Below are 18,388 nucleotides of genomic sequence, written 5' to 3' on the forward strand. Positions count from 1 at the left end.
CCTCGCGAAGGATCGGCTTGCGTACGGCCGGCCACGCGGCCGGCCCCGCCCACGGACAGCCCGGCTCGCGGACGGCCCGCGGACGACGACGCGCGTAGATGGACGCGCGTAGATTCTGGCCGGGACACGCCGAACCGCAACAGCCCCCGCAGGTTGCGATCTGATGACCGCCACCCCCCACACGCCCCCGCCGACGGGTGACACAGTGGAACCCATGACCCCACCCACCCCCGACGGCCCCCACCCCGACGACCCCCACCCCGCCACCCCCTACGGCACCCCCGACGCACCCCGCATCGCCGTCCGCGGCGAAGCCCACCTCGAAGTCGACCCCGAGATCGCCCGCATCGGCATCACCGTCACCGCCCGCGGCAAGGACCGCCGCACCGCCCTCGACGACCTCACCCGCCGCAACACCACCGTCCTCGACCTCGTCAGGTCCTACGGCCCCGCCGTCGCACACCTGGAAACCGGCGCCTTCTCCCTCGCCCCCGAACCCACCCGCCACGGCCGCACCGAACGCGTCCGCACCTACCACGGCACCGTCCACCACACCGCCGAACTCACCGACTTCACCGCCCTCGGCGAACTCGCCACCCGACTGGCCGACTTGGACCTCACCCGAGTGGACGGCCCCTGGTGGACACTCCGCCCCGACTCACCCGCCCACCGGCAAGCCCGCCGGCAGGCCGTCCACGCCGCCGTCCAGCGCGCCAAGGAGTACGCCGAAGCCCTCGGCACCAGCCTCGCCGCCCTCATCGAGATCGCCGACATCGGCGCCGAGGGCCCCGCCTCCTTCCCCCCGCACTTCGGAGCCGCCCGCGGGACAGCCGCCTACGGCAAGGCCCCCGGAGCCGCCCCCGACGAGGCGGCCCCCCTCGACCTCGAACCCCAGCGCCAGCACATCCATGCGCAACTCAACGCGCGATTCACCATGAAACCGCCCAAACTGTAAACACGTCAGCCCACCGACCCGACCACCGGCCGACCCCGCCGACCAACCGTCGACCCACCCGCCGACCGACCCCCGAACGCTCGCAGGAGCACCACCCCGCACACTTCGGAACTTGTCAACACCCATTCACCCAAAGGCCGTTGAACAGACACCTCACGCCACATCGCTACCGACAGGTAAGGCCTAGGCTCACACCATGCGCCGAGCGAAGATCGTCTGCACCCTGGGGCCCGCCACCGACACCTACGACCAGATCAAAGCCCTGGTCGACGCCGGAATGGACGTAGCCCGCTTCAACCTCAGCCACGGCGAACACGCCGAACACGAAGCGCGCTACCAGCACGTACGCGAAGCCGCCGACGAAACCGGCCGCAGCGTCGGCCTCCTCGCCGACCTCCAAGGCCCGAAGATCCGCCTCGGCCGCTTCCGCGAAGGCCCCGTACTCCTCGAACGCGGCGACACCTTCACCATCACCGTCGAAGAAGGCGTCGAAGGCGACCGCCACCACTGCGGAACCACCCACGCCGGCCTCGCCGACGACCTCACCCCCGGCGAACGCATCCTCGTCGACGACGGCAGAGTCGCCCTCCGCGTCACCGCCGTCGACGGCCCCCGCGTCCACACCCAGGTCACCGAAGGCGGCATCGTCTCCGACCACAAAGGCCTCAACCTCCCCGGAGTCGCCGTCTCCGTCCCCGCCCTCTCCAAGAAGGACGAGGACGACCTCCGCTGGGCCCTGCGCACCGGCTTCGACGTCATCGCACTCTCGTTCGTACGCAGCGGACCCGACATCCTCGACGTCCACCGCATCATGGACGACGAGGGCCGCCGCCTCCCCGTCATCGCCAAAATCGAAAAACCCCAGGCCGTCGAAGCCCTCGGCGAGATCATCGACGCCTTCGACGGCATCATGGTCGCCCGCGGCGACCTCGGCGTCGAAATGCCCCTCGAACAGGTCCCCATCGTCCAGAAACGCGCCGTCAAACTCGCCAAGCGCAACGCCAAACCGGTGATCGTCGCCACCCAGATGCTCGACTCCATGATCGACAACTCCCGCCCCACCCGCGCGGAAGCCAGCGACGTCGCCAACGCCGTCATCGACGGCACCGACGCGGTCATGCTCTCCGGCGAGACCAGCGTCGGCAAACACCCCGTCGCCACCGTCCGCACCATGGCCAAGATCGTCACCGCCGCCGAGGAAGACATCCTCGCGAAAGGGCTGCCGCCCCTCACCGACCACAACAAACCCCGCACCCAGGGCGGCGCCGTCGCCCGCGCGGCAGCGGAGATCGGCGACTTCCTCGGCGCCAAGTTCCTCGTCGCCTTCACCCAGTCCGGCGACACCGCCCGCCGCCTCTCCCGCTACCGCTCACCCATCCCCCTCCTCGCCTTCACCCCCGAACCCGCCACCCGCTCCCAGCTCAGCGCCACCTGGGGCGTCGAAACGTTCCTGGGCCCCCACGTCGACTCCACCGACGCGATGGTCGACCAGGTCGACGAGCTGCTCCTCAGGTACGGCCGCTGCAAGAAGGGCGACGTCGTCGTCATCACGGCAGGCTCCCCGCCTGGGGTACCGGGCTCCACGAACCTGGTCCGGGTCCACCACATCGGCGAGGACGACCTGCCCCGGTAGGGGAGCGGTCAGTACTTGGGACCTACGTGGACGTCCATGAGGGCTACGGAGGCTTTGCGGGCGACAGAGATGTTGTACGGGTTGCCGTGACGGGTGCAGTGCGTCCACGCGATGCCGAGCTTGTCGAGGGTGTCCGTGTAGAGCTGACGGATGTCGTCGGACACATTGGTGAAGAAGTACCGGGGGTACTCGTAACGCTTGCGCTCACCGCCGACGAGGCGAGTCGTCCAGTTGGTGATCCGGCAACCGTCCGAGTGGATCAGGCCCCGGATGAACTCCCAGGGGTGCGCGTCGACGATCTCCTGCTGCCAGGCTTCGAGCGCGATGCGGCGCTCGTGCTTCTTGCCGGGGCCGTGCTGAGGGAAGAGGCATGTCCAATGCTTGGTGAACGACTTCACCTCGATGCACCCCGGCTTGTAACGCTGGCGCACGCTGGGGGAGGGCATCACCCTGCGCATGGCGTCTTCGGCCGCAGCGATTAGGCCGGACTGCGTCGCGTTGCAGAAGATGGACAGGTGGTGCTGCTTGCGCTTCGAGATGATGTGCCCATCCCCGAGGTAGAGGCCCAAGAGATAGGCGTAGGCGCTCCTGTCGAATGCACGCCCCGTGCACCTGGGACAGTCGGTGGGTTGTTCGTATTTCTCGCCGCGCGCTCGACGGTCCTCGCTGCGCCACCAGCCGACGGTGCCGCGGGGGATGTTCAGTTGCTCGGCAACGACACGGTTGGGGACTCCCTGGCGCATGAGTGCGATAGCTTGCGCGCGAATCGAAGGGCTGTGCTGTTCCATGCCGCCACCCTGGGGCACTGATCGCAGCGGCGTGCAGCAAAAAGCGGATGTTCACGAGAACGTGGACATCCGCTTCAAGACGTGACCTTGGGAACAAAGGAAAAGTACCCCGGGTCGGATTCGAACCGACGCTGGATGGTGTTTGAGACCATTGCCTCTACCGCTGGGCTACCGGGGCGCCCTTCGAAACGAAGATCGACGGTCACCCGCCGTGCCACCACCTTACCGCAGCTAGGTAGGCTCTTGGGAGCAGTATCTGCCTCCCCCGGAACAAGGAGCGCCCCCGTGACCGCCGCCGAGTCGCCCCAGCCCGTTGACGCCGCCGATGACGACAAGTCGCACGTCCCGCCGCTGACGACCCGTGTCGTCATTGCCGAGGACGAGGCGCTGATCCGTCTCGATCTCAAGGAGATGCTGGAGGAGGAGGGCTACAGCGTCGTAGGTGAGGCCGGTGACGGTGAGCGGGCGGTGGAGCTGGCGCGTGAGCACCGGCCGGATCTGGTGATCCTTGATGTGAAGATGCCGAAGCTGGACGGTATCTCGGCGGCGGAGAAGATCGCCGAGGAGAGTATCGCGCCGGTGTTGATGCTGACGGCGTTCTCGCAGCGGGATCTGGTGGAGCGGGCGCGGGACGCGGGTGCGATGGCGTATCTGGTGAAGCCGTTCAGCAAGAGTGATGTGGTGCCGGCGATCGAGATGGCGGTGTCGCGGTTCACGGAGCTGAAGGAGCTGGAGAAGGAGGTCGCGGACCTCTCGCAGCGGCTGGAGACGCGGAAGCTGGTGGACCGGGCGAAGTCGGTGTTGCAGACGGAGTACGGGCTGTCGGAGCCGGCGGCGTTCCGTTGGATTCAGAAGACGTCGATGGATCGTCGTATGTCGATGCAGCAGGTGGCGGAGGCTGTGATTCAGGACAGCGAGGAGAAGAAGGCGGCGAAGGGCGGGAAGGCGGGGAAGTCCGGTCAGGACTGACCGCGGGTCCGCAGCCCGGGTTCGCAGGATGAGGCCCGCATCCCTGACGGGGGGTGCGGGCCTTTTCGTGTGGTGGGTGGTTCTGTCTTCGGGTTCAGTCTTCGCCGAGGTAGGCCTTGCGGACGGATTCGTCGTGGAGGAGGTCTTGTCCGGTGCCGGAGAGGACGATGTTGCCGACTTCCATGACGTGTCCTTGGTCGGCGAGGGAGAGCGCGGCCTGGGCGTTCTGTTCGACGAGCAGGATGGTGGTGCCCTGGGATTTCAGTTCGACGATGGTGGACATGATCTTCTGCATCATGATGGGTGAGAGGCCCATGGAGGGTTCGTCGAGCATGAGGAGTTTGGGCTGGGACATGAGGGCGCGGCCCATGGCGAGCATTTGCTGTTCGCCGCCGGAGAGGGTGCCGGCGGCTTGTTTGCGGCGTTCGCCGAGGATGGGGAAGAGGTCGTAGGCGCGCTGGATGTCTTTTTCGATGCCTTCTTTGTCTTTGCGGAGGAAGGCGCCGAGCTGGAGGTTTTCGGCGATGCTGAGGCGGGGGAAGATGTGGCGGCCTTCGGGGGAGTGGGCGAGTCCGAGGGCGACGATTTTGTGGGCGGGGATGCCGGTGAGGGGTTTGCCGTCGAAGGTGATTTTTCCGGCGGTGGGTGTGAGGAGGCCGGAGAGGGTGCGCAGGGTGGTGGTCTTGCCGGCGCCGTTGGTGCCGATGAGGGTGACGACCTGGCCTGCTTCGACGCTGAAGGAGATGCCTTTGACGGCTTCGATCTTGCCGTAGGCGACCCGGAGGTCCTCGACCTCGAGGAGTGCGGTCACTGGGCTTCTCCCTTGGTGCTGTTCGCTGTGTTCGCGTTGGCGCCGGTGCCCGTGTGCGTTGTGGTGGGGGTGTCGGCGGCGGCTTCGGCTGCTTCGACTTCTGCGGCTTCGGCTTGGCCGGGTGCGCCTTCGAAGGGTTCGCCGAGGTAGGCGGCGACGACGCGTTCGTCGGCCTGGACGATGTCGGAGGTGCCTTCGATGAGTTTTTCGCCTTGGACGAGGACGGCGACGCGGTCGCAGAGGTTGAAGATGAATCGCATGTCGTGCTCGATGACGAGGACGGCGATGCCTTGGTCGCGGATGGCGAAGACGAGTTCTTCGGTGGTGCGGGTTTCTTGGGGGTTCATGCCGGCGGTGGGCTCGTCGAGGAGGAGGAGGCCGGGTTCGCTGGCGAGTGCGCGGGCGATTTCGAGTTTGCGTTGTTCGCCGTAGGGGAGGTTGCGGGCGAGGTGGTCGCGTTTGTGGGCGAGGCCGATGAACTCGAGGAGTTCCATGGCTCGTTCTTCGCTTGCTTTTTCTGCTTTTTTGAATCCGGGGCCGCGGAGGAGTGCGGACCAGAGTCCTTCTTTGGTGCGGGTGTGGCGGCCGATGAGGACGTTTTCCAGGACGGTCATGTTGGCGAAGAGCCTGATGTTCTGGAAGGTGCGGGCGATTCCGGCCTGGGTGACGAGGTGGGGTTTGGGGGGGAGGATGGTGTTTTTGTAGGAGACGGTTCCTTCGGTGGGGATGTAGAGGCCGGTGAGGCAGTTGAAGAAGGTGGTTTTGCCTGCGCCGTTGGGGCCGATGAGTCCGACGATCTCGCCGCTGTTGACGGTGAGGTCGACGGAGCGTACGGCGGTGAGGCCGCCGAAGCGCATGGTGACGTCACGGGCTTGGAGTACAGGTGTCGTCATCGTTCTTACGCCCCTGCCTTGGTGACGGCCTGGTCTTCGGGCAGTGTTTTTTGTTCGGGTATGTCGAGTTGGCCGGTCTCGTGGAATTCGAGTTGGCGGCGGCGGTTGGCGATGATGCCTTCGGGCCTGAAGCGCATGAGGAGGACGAGGGCGATTCCGAAGGCGAGGAGTTCGTAGTTCTTGAGGAATTGGAGTTTTTCGGGGATGAGGTAGAGCATGCTGGCGCCGAGGAGGGGGCCGCTGACGGTGCCCATGCCGCCGAGGACGACGGCGGCGAGGAGGAAGGCGGAGTTGGGCGGGGCGGCGCCGGCGAACTGGTAGGGGGTGGGGACGACGGAGTAGCTGACGTGGGCGCTGACGGTGCCGGCGAGGCCGGCGAGTGCGGCGCCGAGGGCGAAGGCGATGAGTTTGACGCGGAAGCCGTTGATGCCCATGGCGGTGGCGGCGGTTTCGTCTTCGCGGATGGCGACCCAGGAGCGGCCGATGCGGGAGTCGGCGGCGCGGGTGAAGACGAGGACGACGACGGCGGTGAAGAGGAGCATGAGCAGGAAGTAGTTGGCGAATCGGCCGAGGGTGAAGGAGCCGATGTCGTGGGGGTCGCCGAAGTTGAATCCGAAGATTTCGAGGTCGGGGATGTTGGCGATGCCGTTGGGGCCGTTGGTGATGTCGGGTCCGGAGGAGCCGTCGAGGTTGTTGACGGCGATGCGGAAGATTTCTCCGAAGCCGAGGGTGACGATGGCGAGGTAGTCGCCGCGCAGGCGGAGGGTGGGGGCGCCGATGAGGACGCCGAAGACGAGGGAGGCGCCCATGCCGACGAGGACGGCGCCCCAGAAGGGGAGTTGGGTGCCGGAGAAGCGGGAGTATTCGGAGCCGGAGACGAGGGCTGCGGCGTAGGCGCCGACGCCGAGGAAGGCGACGTAGCCGAGGTCGAGGAGGCCGGTGAGGCCGACGACGATGTTCAGGCCGAGGGCGACGGTGGCGAAGATGAGGATGTTGACGCCGATGTTGGCGTTGTGGTCCTCGGACTGGGTGAAGGGGAAGACCGCCGCGGCGAGGAAGGCCATGGAGGTGGCGAATCCTTTGTGGCGGGCGTTGAGTGCGGCGAAGCGGTCGGTGAGGCCTGCGGTGAAGAGGGCCCAGGCGGCGAAGACGACGAGGAGTCCGAAGCCGCTGAAGGTTTCGCCGTATTCGTCGTCGGGGGTGCTGATGCCGTAGGTGAAGACGATGAGGCCGAGGGCGAGGGAGAGGGTGATGGTGATGCGTTCGGCCCAGGCGGGGACGGGGGTGGGGCGGGGGATGGGGTCGGCTTTGGCGAAGTAGGACTTCCAGGTGTCGCCGGGGCGGGGGAGGGCGAGGGTGCCGATGACCGGGAGCAGGGAGGCGACGGCGGCGATGTAGCCGCCGGGTTCGAGGTTGGCGAGGCCGCCGAGTTCGATGGCGATCGCGAGGATCGTGTACCAGGTGACGGCGAAGGCTGCGAGGGCGGTGAGGAAGACGGGGGCGGTGGCGCGGGCGGGGTTGAGCCAGCGCAGTCCTCGGATGTTCCAGAGGGTGAGGGCGTAGAGGAGGGTGAGGATGCCGCCGGTGAGGGTGAGGAGTTGGAGGCCGGCGGGGTAGGCGGTGACGGTGAGGTCGCCGGGGAACTGGGAGGTCCAGGTCCAGGCGAGCATGGTGCTCGCGATGGTGGCGAGGGCGCCGATGGCGGTGAGGAGGCGGGCGGTGTTGTGGGGCAGGGGGATGAGGGGGGCGTTTTTGGTGGGGCGGGTGGTGTCGGTCATGGTGGTCACGCCCTGTCCGCGACGCGTTCGCCGAGCAGGCCTTGTGGCCTGAAGAGGAGGACGAGGATGAGGAGGACGAAGGCCCAGACGGAGGCCCAGCCCTGGCCGCCGAACTGGTCCATGCCGGGGATGTCGGCGATGTAGGCGGTGGCGAGTCCTTCGGCGAGGCCGAGGACGATGCCGCCGAGCATGGCGCCGTAGATGTTGCCGATGCCGCCGAGGACGGCGGCGGTGAAGGCTTTGAGGCCGGCGACGAAGCCCATGTCGTAGTTGACGCTGCCGACGCGGAAGCCCCAGGCGACGCCGGCGACGGCGGCGAAGAAGCCGCCGATGGCGAAGGCGATGACGATGATGCGGTTGGTGTCGATGCCCATGAGCTGGGCGGTGTCGGGGTCTTGTGCGGTGGCTTGCATGGCGCGGCCGGTGCGGGAGGTGCGGACGAAGAAGGCGAGGGCGGCCATGCAGAGGGGGGCGGCTATGAGGACGAAGAGTTCACCGGACTGGATCTTGAGGTTGTCGGTGATGTTGAAGGGGCCGCCGGGGAGCTGGGGGAATTTGCGGGCGTTGTCGGCGTGGGGGTACCAGTTGAAGACGGCCTGCTGGAGGGCGAGGGAGAGGCCGATGGCGGTGATGAGGGGGGCGAGGCGTGGTGCGCCTCTGAGCGGCCGGTAGGCGAATCGTTCCGCTCCCACTGCGATGAGGACGGCGACGAGGCCGCCGCCGATCAGCATGAGGGGGAGGGCGATCCACATGGATGTGCCGTCGGGCAGGACGAGATAGACGCTGAGGGCGCCGAAGCCGCCGGTCATGAAGATCTCGCCGTGGGCGAAGTTGATGAGCTGGACGATGCCGTACACCATCGTGTAGCCGATGGCGATCAGCCCGTACATCGAGCCGAGGATCAGCCCGTTGGCCAGCTGTTGCGGCAGGGTGTGCACCGCAAGGCCTCCATGTGGGTGCGGAGAGTGACGGGGGAGAGAGGTCGGGCCGCGCGGTGACGGGTCGTCGTGGCCGCGCGGCCCTGGGTCGTCCTTGGTGGTGCCGGGTCAGCCGGCGTTGTACGTACCGGTCTTGACGGACTTCCACACGCCGCCCGTGACTTGGTACAGGGTGAGCTGCTTGTTCTTGGTGTCGCCGTACTGGTCGAAGCCGACGGGTCCGGCGATGCCCTCGAAGTCGATCTTCTGGACCTCGTCGACGACCTTCTGGCGGGCGTCGGCGGGGACCTTGCCGTCCTTCACGACGTTGCCGACGGCCTTGATGAGGGCGGTGGCGGCGTCGTAGGAGTAGCCGCCGTAGGTGCCGTAGTCGCCCTTGTAGCCGCCGGACTTGTACTTGTCGATGAAGTCCTTGGCGGCGGGCAGGGTGTCGACGGGGACGCCGACGGAGGTGACGAAGTCGCCTTCGGCGGCCTTGCCGGCGGTCTGGATGTAGGTCGGGGTGAACATGCCGTCGCCGCCCATGAGCGGGATCTTGGCGCCGGCGTCCTTGAGCTGCTTGGTGAGGACCTGCGACTCGTCGTACTGGCCGCCGTAGTAGAGGAGTTCGGCGCCGCTGTTCTTGATCTTGGTGACGAGGGTGGCGAAGTCCTTGTCGCCGACGTTGACGTGGTCGGTGCCGACGACGGTGCCGCCCGCCTCCTTGAACTTCTTGCCGAAGATGCCCGCGAGACCGGCGCCGTAGGTCTGCTTGTCGTCTACGACGAAGACCTTCTTCTTCTTGAGGGTCTTGAAGACGTAGTCGGCCGCGAAGCCGCCCTGCACCTCGTCGGTGATGGCGGTGCGGAAGTAGGTCTTGAAGGGGCGGGTCTTGTTGCCGGAGACCCAGTTCTTGCCCTGGGTCAGCTCGGGCGCGGTGTTGGAGGGGGAGATCTCGGCGAGGTTGGCGGAGGCGAAGACCTTCTGCATGGTCTGCGCGACACCGGAGTTGAGGGGGCCGACGACGCCGAGGACGTCCTTGTTGGCGACGAGCTGGGAGGCGTTCTGCTGGCCGGTCGGCGGCAGGGCCTTGTCGTCGAGGGCCACGACCTTGAAGGTGACGCCGGGGACGAGCTTCTTGGCGTTGGCGTCCTTGACGGCGATCTCGACGCCGGACTGGATGCCGAGGCCGGTGGCGGAGTTCTGGCCGGTCAGGGGAGCGTCGACGCCGATGACGACGGTGGTGCCGCCCTTGCTGCTGTCCTTGTCGTCGCTGCCGCGGGAGCCACACGCGGTGAGGGCCAGAGCTCCGGTTGTGAGGACGGAGGTGAGTATCACCAGGGAACGCTGTCGCACAATCAGTCCTTTCCGCAGGCAGGGCTGCCCCGGTGGGGGTGGCGCATGCCGCGCTGGTACCGAACTCCCGGTGGAGCGGTGACTGGCCGTGACTCTAAGCCTGGTTGTGGCCATGGGCATGGTGGTGGACTGGCTTGTGACTTTCTTGTTATGCCGTTCCGGTTCAGGGGCTTCCCGGAGGGTCACTCTCGGCCGTTTTGGCGGAATTCCCTTCCGTTCCGCATTCTGAGAATGCGCACTTCCGGTTGGCCGTCGCGGGGGCGTGCCGGGCGTTGTGGGGCGAGAGGGGCGGAGCGCCCCGGGAAGATCATCCGAGAGGGCGCCCGCTAAGCGGAATCCGCGCCTCTATATTGCGTATGCGTTACTCAGTGTTACGCGAAAAAACGGAAGATCGCATTCAGCGAGAGGCGAGAACAGGCGGGAACACGCGAATACGGATATCTCGAGCGCGATACACCGTGTTGTCCGGGCATGCGGGAGAAACGGCGGATTGGGGACCGCGGTTTTCGGAAGATCCGGGGGCGGGGTTGCGGACTTCGGGGGGCGCCGCAGTTCTGGAGGCGGGCGGAGACCGCCGCAGTTTTCGGGGCGGGGGGCCGGACGCTGTCAGCGGTCGAAGACCGGGCGGGCGCCTTGGGGCTGCCGGAGGCCGGGAGCCGGGGGTGGGGCGGTTTGGAGCTTGGGGGAGTCGGGGCCCGGGAGTGGGCGCGGGTAGCCGGGGGCCGAGGGCCGGGGGCGGCCCTCGGGTTACCGGAGGCCGGGAGCCTGGGACGGGGCAGGCTTTGGGGCCTGGGCGAGCCCCGGGGGGCGGAGTTCGGGAGAGGTCAGGCGTCGGCGCCGGGGCCGGCGGAGGTCGGGGGCGGTCCGCGTCGGATCGCCCCCGCGGCATCAGTTCGTGGCGGGGACCTGGTCCGCGTCCGCCGGCCGCACCTCGCGCAGCAGGCAGGTCAGGCGTGCGCTGCACACCCGCCGCCCCTGCTCGTCGCTGACGACGATCTCGTACGTGGCCGTCGAGCGTCCCCGGTGGAGGGGGGTGGCCACGCCGGTGACCAGGCCGGAGCGCACCCCGCGGTGGTGGGTGCAGTTCAGGTCGACGCCGACGGCGATCTTGGAGCTGCCGCCGTGCAGCATGGCGCCGACGGAGCCCAGGGTCTCGGCCAGCACGGCGGAGGCGCCGCCGTGCAGCAGTCCGTACGGCTGGGTGTTGCCCTCCACCGGCATGGTGGCGACGACGCGTTCCGCGGAGGCCTCGACGATCCGGACGCCCATGCGGGTACCCAGGTGCCCGGCGGAGAACAGGGAGGGCAGGTCGACGCCGAGCGCGGCGTACTCGTCGATGACCTCTTGCGGGAACTTCACGTCGTGCTGCTCGCCCATGGGCCCGGCTCCGTTCGTCGTCGATCGGCACTGCTTCGCTGAGCGAACGCTCAGTCGGCCGCCGATTGTTCCAGACGCACCACGACGGACTTGCTGGCCGGGGTGTTGCTGGTGTCCGCGGTGGCGTCCAGCGGCACCAGGACGTTCGTCTCCGGGTAGTAGGAGGCCGCGCACCCGCGCGCGGTCGGGTAGTGCACGACGCGGAAGCCGCGGGCCCGCCGCTCCACTCCGTCCTTCCACTCCCCGACCAGGTCGACGTACGACCCGTCGGCCACCCCGAGCCGCCGCGCGTCCTCGGGGTTGACCAGCACCACCCGCCGGCCGTTCTTGATGCCGCGGTAGCGGTCGTCGAGGCCGTAGATCGTGGTGTTGTACTGGTCGTGCGAGCGCAGCGTCTGCAGCAGCAGCCGGCCCTCGGGAAGCTCGGGGTACTCCACCGGCGCGGCCGTGAAGTTGGCCTTGCCGGTGGCCGTCGGGAAGCGGCGCTCGTCGCGCGGGGCGTGCGGCAGCGCGAAGCCGCCGGGGGCGGCCACGCGGGCGTTGAAGTCCTCGAAGCCGGGGATCACCCGGGCGATGCGGTCGCGGATCGTCGCGTAGTCCTTCTCGAACTCCTCCCACGGCACCACGCTGTTCTCGCCCAGCACGCGGCGGGCCAGCCGGCACACGATGGCCGGCTCGGACAGCAGGTGCCGGCCGGCGGGCTCCAGACGGCCGCGGGAGGCGTGCACCATGCCCATGGAGTCCTCGACCGTGACGAACTGCTCGCCGCCGCCCTGCACGTCCCGCTCGGTACGGCCGAGCGTCGGCAGGATCAGGGCGCGGGCGCCGGTGACGGCGTGCGAGCGGTTGAGCTTGGTCGACACGTGCACGGTCAGCCGGGCGCGTCGCATGGCGGCCTCGGTGACGTCGGTGTCGGGGGAGGCGGAGACGAAGTTGCCGCCCATGGCGAAGAACACCTTCGCCTCGCCGTCGCGCAGGGCGCGGATGGCGCGGACCACGTCGTAGCCGTGCTCGCGGGGCGGGGCGAAGCCGAACTCCTGCTCCAGGGCGTCGAGGAAGGCCGGGGCGGGGCGCTCGAAGATGCCCATGGTGCGGTCGCCCTGCACGTTGGAGTGGCCGCGCACCGGGCAGACGCCCGCGCCGGGACGTCCGATGTTGCCGCGCAGCAGGAGGAAGTTGACCACTTCGCGGATGGTCGGCACCGAGTGCTTGTGCTGGGTGAGGCCCATCGCCCAGCACACGATGGTGCGCCGGGAGGCGAGCACCATCTGCAGGGCGCGGTCGATCTCCGCGCGCGTGAGGCCGGTCGCGGCGAGCGTCTCGTCCCAGTCGGCGGCCCGGGCGGCGGCGGCGAACTCCTGGAAGCCGTGGGTGTGCTCGCGTACGAACAGTTCGTCGACGGCGCCCTCGGTCTGGAGGATCAGCTTGTTGAGGAGGCGGAAGAGGGCCTGGTCGCCGCCGATGCGGATCTGCAGGAACAGGTCGGTGAGCGCGGCTCCGGCGGTCAGGCCCTTGGGGGTCTGCGGGTTCTTGAACCGCTCCAGGCCGGCCTCGGGCAGCGGGTTCACGCTGATGATCTTCGCGCCGTTGGCCTTGGCCTTCTCCAGGGCGGAGAGCATGCGGGGGTGGTTCGTCCCCGGGTTCTGGCCGGCCACGATGATCAGGTCGGCCTGGTAGAGGTCCTCCAGCAGGACGCTGCCCTTGCCGATGCCGATCGTCTCCGACAGGGCCGAGCCGGAGGACTCGTGGCACATGTTGGAGCAGTCGGGCAGGTTGTTCGTGCCCAGCTCACGGGCGAACAGCTGGTACAGGAACGCCGCTTCGTTGCTGGTGCGGCCGGAGGTGTAGAAGACGGCCTCGTCGGGGGAGGAGAGGGCGGCGATCTCCTCGGCGACGATGTCGAAGGCCCGTTCCCACGTGACCGGCTCGTAGCGGTCGGCGCCCTCGGGCAGGTACATGGGGTGGGTGAGCCGGCCCTGCTGGCCCAGCCAGTAGCCGCTGCGGGCCGCCAGGTCGGCGACGGGGTGCGCGGCGAAGAACTCCGGGGTGACCCGGCGCAGGGTGGCCTCCTCGGCGACCGCCTTCGCGCCGTTCTCGCAGAACTCCGCGGTGTGCCGGTGCTCCGGCTCCGGCCAGGCGCAGCCGGGGCAGTCGAAGCCGTCCTTCTGGTTGACCCGCAGCAGGGTGAGCGCGGTGCGCTTCATGCCCATCTGCTGCTGGGCCATGCGCAGGGAGTGGCGGACCGCGGGGAGTCCGGCGGCCGCGTGCTTGGGCCCGTCTACCTGCGGCGCGTCCTGGATCGGATCGCCCTTGGGCGGTTTGGTGGCCATCGCACGCTCTCCTTCGACTGCGCGTGTGCTCTTCCCCGGGGCGGCTTCGCGGGCGCGCACCGGTGCGGGCGCCGCGGACCCGGATCCCGGACGCCTCCGATCCTCGCACGCGGCAGTGACAGTGACCCCGGCCGGGGATGCGTGAGAAATAAGAAAGGGGAAGAGGGAGTGCGGGGAGCCGGGGGGACGGAGCGGCGCAGTCGCTCCCGGGAGCCGAGGCGGCGGTGCGCACGTCCCGGGCCGGTCAAGTGGCTGAGGCGGGGCCTGCCCGTCCTCGGTTGCTTCCGGGATCGAGGTGGGGGCCTGTCCGTCCTCGGTCGTTTCCGTGGCTGAGGTGGGAAGCCTGTCCGTCGCCTCTGGGCCCGGGTCGCGCGCCCGCCCGCTCCCGGCCGCTTCCGGGCCCGGGACGGGAGCGCGCCCGTTCCAGCCGTCCCGGGGCGGGCCGTGGTCCCGCCCCGCCCCGGCACGTCCCCGGCACGTCCCCGGCCCGTTTCTGGCCCGTTTCTGGGCGCGGCCGCGAGGCCGTGCCGGGCCGCGTATCGGCCGCCGCGGACCGGACGTCCTCCGAGTGTCAGTGGGTCGTGGCAGGATCGGGGGCGTGGCAGAGACAGCATCGAAGAAGACCGACAGCACCCCCGGCGGCACCCGTCCGCGGCTGATGCTCATGGACGGGCACTCGCTGGCCTACCGCGCGTTCTTCGCGCTGCCCGCGGAGAACTTCACCACCGCGACGGGCCAGCCGACGAACGCGATCTACGGCTTCGCGTCGATGCTGGCCAACACCCTGCGTGACGAGGCGCCCACGCACTTCGCGGTGGCGTTCGACGTCTCCCGCAAGACCTGGCGTTCGGAGGAGTTCACCGAGTACAAGGCGAACCGCTCCAAGACGCCGGACGAGTTCAAGGGCCAGGTGCAGCTGATCTGCGAGCTGCTCGACGCGATGCAGGCCTCCCGCTTCGCCGTCGAGGGCTTCGAGGCGGACGACATCATCGCCACGCTCGCCACCCAGGCCGAGGCCGAGGGCTTCGAGGTGCTGATCGTCACCGGCGACCGCGACTCCTTCCAGCTGGTCTCCGAGCACACCACGGTGCTCTACCCGACCAAGGGCGTCTCCGAGCTGACCCGGTTCACCCCGGAGAAGGTCGTCGAGAAGTACGGGCTGACGCCGGCGCAGTACCCGGACTTCGCGGCCCTGCGCGGCGACCCGTCGGACAACCTGCCGGGCATCCCGGGCGTGGGCGAGAAGACGGCGGCGAAGTGGATCAACCAGTTCGGTTCGTTCGCCCAGCTCGTCGAGCGTGCCGAGGAGGTCAAGGGCAAGGCCGGGCAGAACCTCCGCGACCATCTGGAGGCCGTCAAGCTCAACCGCCGCCTCACCGAGCTGGAGCGCAACGTCGAGCTGCCCAAGGGCGTCACCGACCTCGCCAGGACCGCGTACGACCGCAAGGCCGTCGCGATGGTCCTGGACACCCTGGAGATCCGCAACCCGTCGCTGCGTGAGCGGCTCTTCGCCGTCGATCCGGGGACCGAGGAGGCCGAGGCCACGCCGATCGCGGCGGACGGCGTGGAGCTGGACGGCACGGTGCTCGGCAGCGGTGAGCTGACGGCCTGGCTCGCCGAGCACGGTACGCAGACCCTGGGCGTCGCCACGGTCGACGCGTGGGCGCTGGGCGCGGGCTCGGTCGCCGAGGTCGCGCTGGCCGCCGCCGGCGGACCCGCCGCCTGGTTCGACCCGTCGCAGCTCGACGAGGCCGACGAGCGCGCGTTCGCGGACTGGCTGGCCGACGCCGGCCGCGCCAAGGTGTTCCACAACGCCAAGGGCGCCATGCGGGTCTTCGCCGAGCACGGCTGGAGCGTGGCCGGCGTCACCATGGACACCGCCCTGGCCGCCTACCTGGTGAAGCCCGGCCGCCGCTCCTTCGACCTGGACGCGCTCTCCCTGGAGTACCTGCACCGCGAGCTGGCACCGGCCGCCGCGGCCGACGGCCAGCTGGCCTTCGGCGCGGACGACGCCGCCGAGGCCGAGGCCCTGATGATCCAGGCCCGCGCCATCCTGGACCTGGGCGGGGCCTTCGAGGAGCGCCTGGAGGAGGTCGGCGCGGCGGATCTGCTGCGCGACATGGAGCTGCCCACCTCCGCGCTGCTCGCCCGTATGGAGCGGCACGGCATCGCCGCCGACCGCACCCACCTCGAAGCCATGGAACAGATGTTCGCCGGCGCGGTGCAGCAGGCCGTGAAGGAGGCCCACGCGGCGGCGGGGCACGAGTTCAACCTCGGCTCGCCCAAGCAGCTCCAGGAGGTCCTCTTCGGCGAGCTGGCGCTGCCCAGGACCAAGAAGACCAAGACCGGCTACACCACCGACGCCGACGCCCTGGCCTGGCTGGCCGGACAGACGGACAACGAGCTGCCGGTGATCATGCTCCGCCACCGGGAGCAGGCCAAGCTCCGCGTCACCGTCGAGGGCCTGATCAAGACCATCGCGACGGACGGCCGCATCCACACCACCTTCAACCAGACGGTCGCTGCGACCGGCCGCCTGTCGTCGACGGACCCGAACCTGCAGAACATCCCCGTCCGCACCGACGAGGGCCGGGCCATCCGCCGCGGCTTCGTCGTCGGCGAGGGCTTCGAGTCGCTGATGACGGCCGACTACAGCCAGATCGAGCTGCGGGTCATGGCCCACCTGTCGGAGGACGCCGGCCTGATCGAGGCGTTCACCTCCGGCGAGGACCTGCACACCACGGCCGCCTCCCAGGTCTTCGCCGTGGAGCGCTCGGCGGTCGACGCGGAGATGCGCCGCAAGATCAAGGCGATGTCGTACGGCCTGGCGTACGGCCTGTCCGCCTTCGGCCTCTCCCAGCAGCTGAACATCGAGGCCGCCGAGGCCCGCGCCCTGATGGACGCCTACTTCGAGCGGTTCGGCGGTGTGCGGGACTACCTGCGCCGGGCGGTCGACGAGGCGCGCGCGACGGGTTACACGGCGACGCTCTTCGGCCGCCGCCGTTACCTGCCCGACCTCAACAGCGACAACCGGCAGCGCCGCGAGGCGGCCGAGCGGATGGCCCTCAACGCCCCGATCCAGGGCACGGCTGCGGACATCGTCAAGATCGCCATGCTGAACGTGGACCGGGCACTCGGCGAGGCAGGTCTCAAGTCCCGCATGCTGCTCCAGGTCCATGACGAGATCGTCCTGGAGATCGCTCCCGGCGAGCGCGCGGCGGCCGAGGAGATCGTCCGCCGTGAGATGTCCGGAGCGGTACGGCTCCGGGCACCGCTGGACGTCTCGGTGGGCGTGGGCCCGGACTGGGAGTCGGCGGCGCACTGAGCAGAGACGGAGGCGGGGGCGTCCTCCACCGGCCCGTACGGACCCAGGTGGACGCCCCGCCCCTTGCCGGCCCGCGGCCGTCGGCCCACGCAGCCTTACCGGGTCTGACGGGCGCCCCGGTCGTTCCCGGCCCGCGGCCGTCGGCCCGCGCAGCCTTTGCCGGTCTGACGGGCGCCCCGGTCGTTCCCGGCTCGTGGCCGTCGGCCCGCGCAGCCTTTCCCGGCCCGTGGCCGTCCGCGTCGGGGCCGTCACTCACGTGGCCCCCGCAGAGACGCACCCGCCACCCCGGCCCGACAGGATCTGGGCATGGGTATACGCATGCTCAACCACCGGCCGGCGGTATCCCAGACACCCGTCGGCGCGGCCCCGGCCGCGCCGCCCCCGCCGGTCCCGGCCCTCGCGGCCGACGCAAGCACCGCCCGCATCCCGACCGACCTGGCGGTCACCCTCCGGCGCGCCGCGAGAGACCTCCGCCGTCGGCTCACCCCAGGTCCACGCCTTCCCTGGCCCCTGTGGGCCGACCTCACCCGCGGCTACGTCGCGCTCCTGCTCGCCCGGATGCCGCGCCCCGTCCCCGCCCGCACCCTCACCGTCTTCGTGGCGGCCACGACCGCCGACCCCGGCCGCCCCGGCGGCCCGCCGTCACGGGAACCCCGCCCGGACCGCGCACCCTGAGCCCACCGAGGCCCTGGAAGCCCCTCACCCACCAGCAGTCCCGCCCCGCGCAGTCCCAGGCCGCGCCCCGTGCCCGCCCCGGCGCGCCCCGCGCCATCCCAACCCGTGCCCCTCGCGGCCCAGGCCGCGCGCCGCCAGGCCCTGCGTGACTGCGCAGCCGGACGCGGGCCTCGCCCCCCCGGGGCCCCGCTGAGTACCCCCATCCCGGGAACCCCGGCCCACCCGCACCCCTCCCCGCCGTGGGGCACCCGGCGCCCTGGCCACCGCACCCCTTCCCGTCCCGCCGTGCCCCGGCCCGCCCCTCCCCGCCGCGCCCCTCTCCCTTCCCCGGCCTCGCCCCGACTCCCAGGCAGCGCTGCCCCGCACACCTGGCTGGAGGCGAGCGGCACAGCCCCTCCCGCCCGGACGCCCGAGTCCCGCGGCCCCCGGCCCTTACCACCGAAGACGGACAAGCGGTGGAAACCGGGCACGAACCGCTCCCCCCTCAGAGGTCGTTTTCTCCCGATGTTTTATCCCGGAATGGGTGTTTGATCCTGGGGTGTCGGGTCGCGCCAGGAGATCGTGTTCTCGCCGGTGAGGCG

Annotated in this window: 13 protein-coding genes and 1 tRNA gene; 5 read left to right on the forward strand and 9 right to left on the reverse strand. The window is 69.7% G+C overall.

All coding sequences use genetic code 11. The annotated features are described in order from the left end of the window. The first annotated feature begins 214 nt into the window (after window positions 1-214). Window positions 215-955, forward strand: a complete 741-nt coding sequence (locus ABZ719_RS02985; protein ID WP_366723477.1) for an SIMPL domain-containing protein — start codon at window positions 215-217, stop codon at window positions 953-955. Between the two features lie 196 nt (window positions 956-1,151). Beyond that, complete coding sequence (pyk, locus tag ABZ719_RS02990; protein WP_366723478.1) at window positions 1,152-2,588, forward strand: pyruvate kinase; 1,437 nt, start codon at window positions 1,152-1,154, stop codon at window positions 2,586-2,588. A gap of 8 nt (window positions 2,589-2,596) precedes the next feature. Here the strand turns inward: pyk and ABZ719_RS02995 are convergent, their stop codons facing one another. Further along, entirely contained in the window at window positions 2,597-3,376 is a 780-nt protein-coding gene (locus ABZ719_RS02995; RefSeq protein WP_366723479.1) for a helix-turn-helix domain-containing protein, read from the reverse strand. 105 nt (window positions 3,377-3,481) lie between these two features. Continuing rightward, window positions 3,482-3,554 (reverse strand) — tRNA-Leu (locus tag ABZ719_RS03000). A 107-nt stretch (window positions 3,555-3,661) separates the two neighbouring features. Between ABZ719_RS03000 and ABZ719_RS03005 the strand changes: the two genes are divergently transcribed. Then, window positions 3,662-4,345 carry a response regulator gene (locus ABZ719_RS03005; RefSeq protein ID WP_366723480.1) on the forward strand — a complete coding sequence of 228 codons (684 nt, stop codon included), beginning with the start codon at window positions 3,662-3,664 and terminating at the stop codon, window positions 4,343-4,345. A 94-nt stretch (window positions 4,346-4,439) separates the two neighbouring features. Here the strand turns inward: ABZ719_RS03005 and ABZ719_RS03010 are convergent, their stop codons facing one another. From ABZ719_RS03010 to ABZ719_RS03040, 7 genes are all read right to left on the reverse strand, one after another. Continuing rightward, entirely contained in the window at window positions 4,440-5,156 is a 717-nt protein-coding gene (locus ABZ719_RS03010) for an ABC transporter ATP-binding protein (protein WP_366723481.1), read from the reverse strand. After that, window positions 5,153-6,049, reverse strand: a complete 897-nt coding sequence (locus ABZ719_RS03015) for an ABC transporter ATP-binding protein (protein ID WP_366723482.1) — start codon at window positions 6,047-6,049, stop codon at window positions 5,153-5,155. The genes ABZ719_RS03010 and ABZ719_RS03015 overlap by 4 nt, the downstream gene beginning before the upstream one ends. A 5-nt stretch (window positions 6,050-6,054) precedes the next feature. Further along, window positions 6,055-7,827 carry a branched-chain amino acid ABC transporter permease gene (locus ABZ719_RS03020; protein WP_366723483.1) on the reverse strand — a complete coding sequence of 591 codons (1,773 nt, stop codon included), beginning with the start codon at window positions 7,825-7,827 and terminating at the stop codon, window positions 6,055-6,057. A gap of 5 nt (window positions 7,828-7,832) precedes the next feature. Further along, window positions 7,833-8,765: a branched-chain amino acid ABC transporter permease gene (locus ABZ719_RS03025; protein ID WP_037860704.1), complete on the reverse strand. Its 933-nt coding sequence runs from the start codon at window positions 8,763-8,765 to the stop codon at window positions 7,833-7,835. A gap of 108 nt (window positions 8,766-8,873) precedes the next feature. Beyond that, entirely contained in the window at window positions 8,874-10,100 is a 1,227-nt protein-coding gene (locus ABZ719_RS03030; RefSeq protein WP_366723484.1) for a branched-chain amino acid ABC transporter substrate-binding protein, read from the reverse strand. Window positions 10,101-10,988: 888 nt separating this feature from the next. Further along, window positions 10,989-11,477, reverse strand: a complete 489-nt coding sequence (locus tag ABZ719_RS03035; protein ID WP_366723485.1) for a hotdog fold thioesterase — start codon at window positions 11,475-11,477, stop codon at window positions 10,989-10,991. Window positions 11,478-11,527: 50 nt separating this feature from the next. Beyond that, window positions 11,528-13,807, reverse strand: coding sequence for an FdhF/YdeP family oxidoreductase (locus tag ABZ719_RS03040; RefSeq protein WP_366723486.1), 2,280 nt, complete (start codon window positions 13,805-13,807; stop codon window positions 11,528-11,530). 598 nt (window positions 13,808-14,405) lie between these two features. Between ABZ719_RS03040 and polA the strand changes: the two genes are divergently transcribed. Continuing rightward, the gene (gene polA / locus ABZ719_RS03045) at window positions 14,406-17,132 is read left to right on the forward strand and encodes a DNA polymerase I (protein WP_366723487.1); all 2,727 of its coding nucleotides are present in this window, start codon (window positions 14,406-14,408) and stop codon (window positions 17,130-17,132) included. 306 nt (window positions 17,133-17,438) lie between these two features. Further along, window positions 17,439-17,807 carry a hypothetical protein gene (locus tag ABZ719_RS03050; RefSeq protein WP_366723488.1) on the forward strand — a complete coding sequence of 123 codons (369 nt, stop codon included), beginning with the start codon at window positions 17,439-17,441 and terminating at the stop codon, window positions 17,805-17,807. Window positions 17,808-18,388: the final 581 nt, after the last annotated feature.

It is taken from the genome of Streptomyces sp. NPDC006743 (genome assembly GCF_040703815.1).
GTDB lineage: Bacteria > Actinomycetota > Actinomycetes > Streptomycetales > Streptomycetaceae > Streptomyces.